This is a genomic window from uncultured Succinatimonas sp. (assembly GCF_905203285.1).
In the GTDB taxonomy this organism is placed as follows: Bacteria; Pseudomonadota; Gammaproteobacteria; order Enterobacterales; family Succinivibrionaceae; genus Succinatimonas.
In genome coordinates this window covers 1-7563 of record NZ_CAJKVK010000093.1, presented here as the reverse complement: position 1 = coordinate 7563, position 7563 = coordinate 1, and the positions used below count along the sequence as shown (strand labels likewise).

At 40.2% G+C, this 7563-nt stretch carries 7 protein-coding genes; 5 read left to right on the top strand and 2 right to left on the bottom strand.

The window, feature by feature from the left end:
- The first annotated feature begins 181 nt into the window (after positions 1 to 181).
- From QZ019_RS08485 to QZ019_RS08475, 3 genes are all read left to right on the top strand, one after another.
- The gene (locus QZ019_RS08485; protein ID WP_295484179.1) at positions 182 to 1315 is read left to right on the top strand and encodes a porin; all 1134 of its coding nucleotides are present in this window, start codon (positions 182 to 184) and stop codon (positions 1313 to 1315) included.
- A gap of 217 nt (positions 1316 to 1532) precedes the next feature.
- Positions 1533 to 2642: a porin gene (locus QZ019_RS08480; RefSeq protein ID WP_295484177.1), complete on the top strand. Its 1110-nt coding sequence runs from the start codon at positions 1533 to 1535 to the stop codon at positions 2640 to 2642.
- 225 nt (positions 2643 to 2867) lie between these two features.
- Positions 2868 to 3980, top strand: coding sequence for a porin (locus QZ019_RS08475; RefSeq protein ID WP_295484174.1), 1113 nt, complete (start codon positions 2868 to 2870; stop codon positions 3978 to 3980).
- Between the two features lie 62 nt (positions 3981 to 4042).
- On the opposite strand, the gene traF is transcribed toward QZ019_RS08475, so the two are convergent.
- The gene (gene traF / locus QZ019_RS08470) at positions 4043 to 4573 is read right to left on the bottom strand and encodes a conjugative transfer signal peptidase TraF (protein WP_295484172.1); all 531 of its coding nucleotides are present in this window, start codon (positions 4571 to 4573) and stop codon (positions 4043 to 4045) included.
- 121 nt (positions 4574 to 4694) lie between these two features.
- Positions 4695 to 5015, bottom strand: a complete 321-nt coding sequence (locus QZ019_RS08465) for a GNAT family N-acetyltransferase (RefSeq protein ID WP_295484169.1) — start codon at positions 5013 to 5015, stop codon at positions 4695 to 4697.
- Between the two features lie 296 nt (positions 5016 to 5311).
- Here QZ019_RS08465 and fabB point away from each other — a divergent pair, with 296 nt between their 5' ends.
- Both fabB and QZ019_RS08455 read left to right on the top strand, forming a co-directional pair.
- Entirely contained in the window at positions 5312 to 6529 is a 1218-nt protein-coding gene (fabB, locus tag QZ019_RS08460; RefSeq protein ID WP_294565389.1) for a beta-ketoacyl-ACP synthase I, read from the top strand.
- Positions 6522 to 7265: a pseudouridine synthase gene (locus QZ019_RS08455; RefSeq protein WP_295484167.1), complete on the top strand. Its 744-nt coding sequence runs from the start codon at positions 6522 to 6524 to the stop codon at positions 7263 to 7265. The genes fabB and QZ019_RS08455 overlap by 8 nt, the downstream gene beginning before the upstream one ends.
- Positions 7266 to 7563: the final 298 nt, after the last annotated feature.

The following is a 7563-nucleotide window of genomic DNA, read 5'->3' as shown; positions in this document are numbered from 1 at the left end:
AGATTATGTTTTTATATATAAATCAATTAGTTAATTAAAAATTGAATTTTTAATAAAAAGCAATACCTGCAAAAAAGTAAAAATAGTTGGTTAGAAAGAATAAAATAATGGTATATTTAGACCGTGGCAAAAAAGCCGCAACTTGTTTTCCTAGTATATAATTTTTTAATGGGATAAGATTATGAAGAAGTCATTATTAGCTTTAGCTGTTGCTGCTTTTGCAGCTTCCTCTGCTTCTGCTGCTGTTGTTTATGATCAGGACGGCACCTCTTTAGCTGTTGGTGGTCGTATCCAGGCTGTTGTTTACTCACAGGATTCAAATCAGGGCGGTACTCCTGATTCTGGTGATGCTTCATTAGTTGGTTCAGCTCGTGTTAACCTCGCAATGCGTACTCAGCTCACTGATAACATCGCTGGTTTTGCTTTCATCGAGTGGGATGCAGCTGACTCTGACAAGAAGCAGAATTTTGAAGCTCGTGATGTTTATGTTGGTGCTGATTTCGGTGTATTCGGTCAGTTACAAGCCGGTCGCTTCCGTGATGCCGTTTACCAGGGTGTAACCTCCACTACCGATGTTTTCGATGATTGGGGCTGTGACGGTCAGTTAGGCAATGACGATCGTCGTGAAGGTCAGATCATGTATTCATGGTCAGGCTACGGCGTTGATTTCAAGGCAAACTATGAGACTGCCAAAGATAACGTAAACATGGATGGTGCTTGGTATGAAAACGAGTCTGTCGATGTTAAAAATGGTTTTGCAGTATCTTTAGGTTACACTTCTCCTGACGTCCTTTTTGGACCGATTGCTGTTAAGGCTGGTTATGGCTACTATCGTATGAATGATGATAAGGGTAGTGCTTCCAATAGCGTATATGATAACTACTCTCAGTGGGCAGCTGCTTTGTCATGGGGTACCAAGGCCGCAGGTCCGCTCGTTGCAGTAACCTATCAGGCACGTGATTTTTCTGTTAATGCTGATGCAGTTACTAAAGTATGGCATAATGGCACTAAGATGGATGATTACACTGTATCTGGTGTAGAAGCAATTGTCGGCTATGGTTTTGACAACGGTGTTGCTATTCGTGCTGGTTGGGAATGGATGAACATCGATCAGGATGGTGCTAATGGTGCTGATATTGATGCTTACACTATTCCTGTTTATGTCAACTATCAGATTAACCCTAACTTCAACGTTTGGGCTGAGGCACGTTTTGATGCCGGCACTGATGATGGCAAGGACAGCTTCGATAATTGGACTCATAAGACCAACTTTGAAGAGAACGTCTACTCTGTTGGTGCTCGTTACACCTTCTAATCAGTCGCTGCAAAGCAGCTGTTGATTTTGACCCCGGCTTATGCCGGGGTTTTGCTTTTTATCTGCTCAAATTTTCTTTTTCCTTTCCTTTTATTAGTGCAATTTGCAACTTCATATTTTGATCTCAAAAAATAAGTGTATAATGCAAAAATTTTATTGCAGGCGCTAATCGTCTTGCAAACATAATAAAAATCTTTCATTAATTGGGATAAATAAAATGAAGAAGTCATTATTAGCTTTAGCCGTTGCTGCTTTTGCAGCTTCATCTGCTTCTGCTGCTACCGTTTATGATAAAGACGGTACCTCTATGGATGTCTATGGTCGTGTTCAGGCTGTTGTTTATTCACAAGATCATTGCAATACCTCAGCATCAGGTGATGCCGGTCTTGTAGGTTCTGGTCGTTTAGGTATTCAGGTTAATACTGCCCTTACTGACGGAATTGACGGTTTTGCCAAGGCTGAGTGGGATGTTGCAGACAGCGATGCAAACGATCATTTTAGCGCTCGCTATATTTGGGTAGGCGCTGATTTCAGCCAGTTTGGTCAGATTAAAGGCGGTCGTTTTGAAGATGCTGTTTACTATGGTGTAACATCTGTTACCGATATTTATGAAGATGCTGGTTGCAATGGTCATTTAGGTTCATCTGATAAGCGTGATGGCGAGATTATGTATACTTGGTCTGGCTATGGCGTCGATTTTGCAGCATCCTATGGTACAGCAAAAGACGGACAGAGAATTGAAGGTGCATGGTTTGGCAACGGTGAAAGTGATGCCGACGTTAAAAACGGTTTTGCTGTTGCTTTAGGTTATACTTCACCTGACGTTCTTTTCGGACCGATCGCTGTTAAAGCAGGTTACGGTTATGTACGCTTCCAGGATGATAATGGAAACTACAGCTATACTCATCAGTATGATAATTACAAACAGTGGTCAGGGGCTTTGTCTTGGGGAACTGCAGATGTCGGTCCATATGCTGTAGCAATGTATAGTGTTCGTGATTTCACCATGAACGATGTTTCTTCCCATTCAGATTACAAGGTTCAGGGAGTTGAGGCTTTGTTAGGCTACGGTTTTGAATGTGGTCTTAACATCTTGGCAAGTTGGCAGTGGATGAACATTGATTATGATGGCAACGGTAGCGAGTCTTATGATTCTGATGCTTACACAATTCCGGTACTGGTAACCTATAATTTCAACCAGAATTTCAAAGTTTGGGCTGAAGCTCGCTTTGATATTGGAACTGATAGCGATTTCTACGCAGCATCAAATGAAAGTCGTGATTACGAGCAGAACGTTTACTCTGTCGGTGCTCGTTATACCTTCTAATAAGCAGCTGTTAAGCAGTTGTTGATTTTTTGACCCCGGCATTGTCCGGGGTCATGCTTTTTTAGCACAAACATTTTGTTTTATTATTTTCCCTTGCACATATTTTAATCATTTTCTAATTTTTATTTTTTCAATTTTATGTTGTGTTATACTAATTATAGTTAGTTATAGATAACTATAATTGCCTATAGCTATAATATTGTAAATTTTGGGGATTTAAAAATTATGAAAAAGTCATTATTGGCATTAGCTGTTGCTTCAATTACCGTATCTTCAATTGTGTCTGCCGCTACCGTTTATGATAAAGACGGGACATCAATGGATGTTTACGGACGTATTCAGGCTGTTGCATATTCACAGGATTCTGCTAATACGTCAGCGTCAGGAGATGCCGGTATCGTAGGATCAGGACGTTTGGGCATTGATGTTCGTACGCAGTTAACTGATGGAATTGCCGCATTCGGTAATGTTGAATGGGACGTTGCTGATTCAGACGGAAACGATTCATTTTCGAACCGTTATTTGTGGATTGGTGCTGATTTCGGTCAGTTTGGTCAGTTAAAAGCAGGACGCTTTGAAGATGCCGTATACAATGGTGTAACGGTCGTAACCGATATTTTTGATGATTGGGGATGCGCCGGTCAGATTGGCAACGATGATAAGCGTGACGGTATGGTCATGTATAGCTGGTCAGGTTATGGTGTTGACTTTATGGCAACTTACGGCAGTGCAAAGGATGGACAGACTGTAAACGGTGCTTGGGCTGCTGAAGAAGAGCTAGATATTAAAAACAGTTATTCCGTAGCTGTCGGTTATACAACTCCTGATGTTCTTTTTGGTCCGATTTCCGTTAAGGCCGGTTATGGTTATGTTCGTTTCCAAGATGATTTAGGTGGTTATAATTATACTGCAACTGATATTAAGCGTAGTTATGATAACTATAAGCAGTGGGCTGCCGCTATCTCATGGGGTGGAGAGGTAGGTCCTTTTATCGCCGCTTTGTATAACAACCGTGATTTCACTATGAACGGTAATGGCAATGATTATGCAGTACAGGGCGTTGAAGCTGTTTTAGGTTACGGCTTTGACTGTGGTGTTAATGTTTATGCCGCTTGGGAGTGGATGAACATTGACTATGACGGCAATGGCCCTGAAGCCTATGATTCAAATGCATATACCATTCCGGTTTACGTAAACTATGCTATTACTCCGAACTTCAATGTTTGGGTTGAGGCTCGTTTTGATGCAGGTACTGATGATGACTTTAAGGCAGCATCTAATGACTGCAGAGACTTTGAGCAGGACGTTTACTCAGTCGGTGCCCGTTATACCTTCTAATCAACTTTCTTAATTTGCACTTGTGAAATCTTCCCCGGATCATGTGTCCGGGGTTTTTCTCTTTATTCTTTTAATATCGCAAGAGGCTCTAATTTTCCGATTATAAAGTTGGTGTCAATTATTCCGAAGTAGCGGCTATCAAAAGAATTTTCTTTTTCATTAAGTAATAAAATTTCATTATCATAAAGTGTTCGATTGATACTTTGGGTAAACATTTTAAAGCCGTTTGCATCATATTTTTGTGCCTTTGAATTTTTTATAAGCTTGCCGTTTATATATATTCCGTCGGATGCGGTTCGTACATTGTCTCCTTTTGCCGCAGCAATATATTTGCCTACTGGAGCGATTTTATTTTCGCATTTTCCTGATGTAAGGTAACCGCGCTCAAAAGCAAGATTGGCATAAAGCTTAGGGATACAGGATAAAACCAGATCTCCTTTTTTAGGTATACCATCGTCTTTTTTTATAAGGTAGATTCCTATAGGCAAAGATGATGACACGTTTATCCAGGCATTTAGATAATTTAAAAGAAAGGAAAAGATGCAGGTTAATGTAAAAAGGGAGATAAGTATTTGCGTTAATGCTTTAAGCATAGATGTTTCCTTAAAAAAGAAAACATCATATAAAAAATTTATAAGCGCACTTTGAGGTTTGTGTGCAATTTGCACACAACTATCTTACGGAAGGCTTATATAAGCCAAAAAATTTTTTAGATTATTTTTTGACGGCATGCGGTGCAACGGCGCAGGCACCTTCGACAAAGTCCGTACTTTTTTGTCCGTTATATTCAGGATGACGATCAAGCCACACCACGGCGTAAGAGCAAGTTCCGATACATTTTAATTTTTGCTCTAGGGCATAGTCATAGGCTGCTTTGACCAAGGCTGCGGCAATACCTCTGCCGCTTATCTCTTTAGGTACTAATGTCTTGCGGATATCAAGGGCACCGTCATACAGCTGATAATCAACTAAAGCTGTATGCCCGTTAATTTCAACAGTAAACCGATGCAAATCCTTGTTATGTTGGATATGCATAAAAAGACCTTATGTTGTTTGATTGTTTTTTTGTGTTCAAAAACTCTTGATGAAAGATTATAAAAAACTAAGAAAAATTAAGATGCTAAGTACATAGCATTTTTGTGAAAAACTGTTGAATTTTTACTATCAAAATGAATTTAACATTTTTTAAAAAATAATTTGTTGCATAAGAAAAAATTAAATTTACGGATAAGATAAAAAAAGTATAAAAAGTTTAACTTAGGCGGTTGAATTGACGTTCTAATAATGTTTGAATGTAAATGTAAAAATGAGTTCGGAGGACAGGGACGTTTATGCGTAAAGCAGTTATTACCGGTTACGGTATTGTGTCCAGCATCGGTATCGGAAAAGATGCTGTTTTAGATTCATTAAAGGCCGGACGTTCAGGAATTGTAGCAGAGCCTGATTTCATCGAAAAAGGCATGAGATCACAAGTTGCCGGCATGGTTAATATTGATTTTAAAGATTATATAGACAGACGCGATTTGCGCTTTATGGGCGATGCGGCAGCTTATTCTTACATTGCAATGAAAGAAGCTATCGCAATGTCAGGACTTGAAGAAAAAGATGTCTCTAATGAAAGAACCGGCCTTATCGTAGGGTCGGGCGGCGGCTCGACTAAAACTACCGTAGACTCGGCCGATATTTTGCGCACTAAGGGCGTAAAGCGCATCGGACCTTACGCCGTAACCAAGGCAATGAGCTCCACAACGTCAGCTTGCCTTGCAACTCCGTTTAAGATAAAAGGCGTTTCTTATTCTGTAAGTTCCGCGTGCGCGACCTCTGCTCACTGTATAGAAGCTGCTTGCGATGAAATCATGCTCGGTCGCCATGACATTATTTTTGCTGGCGGCGGAGAAGCTGCCGACTGGACTATCGCCTGCCTTTTTGACGGTATGGGCGCATTGTCAAGTAAATATAATGCTACCCCCGATAAAGCGTCTCGTCCGTATGACGCCAATCGCGACGGCTTTGTAATTGGTGCCGGCGGCGGCATTGTGGTTATTGAAGATGAAGAACACGCTAAAGCCCGAGGCGCTAAAATTTTAGCCGAGGTTGTAGGCTTTGGCGCAAGCTCTGACGGTTATGATATGGTCGCTCCGTCAGGAGAGGGAGCTGAGCGCTGCATGTGCCAGGCTTTAAGAACTTGTCCGTATCCTATTGATTACATTAACACTCACGGAACTTCGACCGTAGTCGGTGACGTTAAGGAAATCGAGGCGATTAAAGCAGTCTTTAAAGACAAAGTGCCGCCCATTTCATCAACTAAATCCATGACCGGCCATGCTTTAGGCGCTGCAGGCGTTAATGAAGCCATTTACAGCTTGATTATGCTTGAGAACAATTTTATCGCTCCTTCAATTAATATCGAAACTTTGGATGAAAGTGCACAAGGTCTTGATATTGTCGCCAACACCGCAAGAGTGACGGAGCTTAATACCGTAATGTCCAACAGCTTCGGTTTTGGCGGTACTAACGCAACCTTGATTTTAAGGAAATACGGTGTCTGATAAAGTACAAAAAGAACGTCTTGATAAGTGCGTGGCAAAACTTACCGGATTATCCCGAAAGGAAGCGAGCGCACTTATTAAAGAAGGACGAGTATTAGTTGACGGTAAAGCCGCTTTGGAAGCGGCTTTAAAAATTCCGGTAAACAGCATTATTACCATTGATGACGATGAGATATCGCTTTATGAAGAAGGCTTTAAAAAACGTGTTTATATGTTAAATAAGCCTACTGATATGGTGTGTGCCGATCGCGATCGTAATCATCGCATCGTAACTTCGCTATTTGTGGATGAACTTCGTCCTGAAACATTACATTGTGCCGGCAGACTTGATATTGATACTACGGGATTATTAATCGTTACCGATGACGGTGAGCTTATTCATGAAATAACTCATCCTAAAAAAGAGATTGTAAAGCTTTATCGCGCGGTAACCGATAAGCCGATCCCGGAAAAAGCGGTAAGTGCTTTTCTTAAAGGATTAAAACATCCTGAGGAAAAATTTCCGTATAAAAGCGCAAAATTGACAATTGAAGCGGATAACGTCGGTTTGGTTGAGGTACAGGAAGGCCGTTTTCATGAAGTTAAACGCTTGTTTGAATGTGTCGGCTGTGAGGTAATTGAACTTACCAGACTTAAAATCGGATCGCTTGAATTGGATGAATCTCTTGAAGAGGGAGAATATCGTCTTTTAAGTGACGATGAAGTAGATCTTCTTTTTGTAAAAGATGCAATTTAAAGACAAGAGATTTTAAAGTTGTCGGCGTCTGTAACTTTTTGTGTTCAGGCGCTTTTTTATAGGTAAAAAAGAAGTGAAAACTTAGCTGTTACCCAGATTTTAATAAAGATATAGCTTTTTGCCTTTTGGCTTTAAATTTTAAATAAGCACCATAATTTTCATATACGTTTTAATCAAGAACATATGTTTGTATACAAAAATTTTTACATTTTAAACTGACGGCAAAATATTAATATACAAAATTAACTATTTATTATTTAAGGGTTTTATTGTAAAGTGGCGCCTTCATTTTTAACCT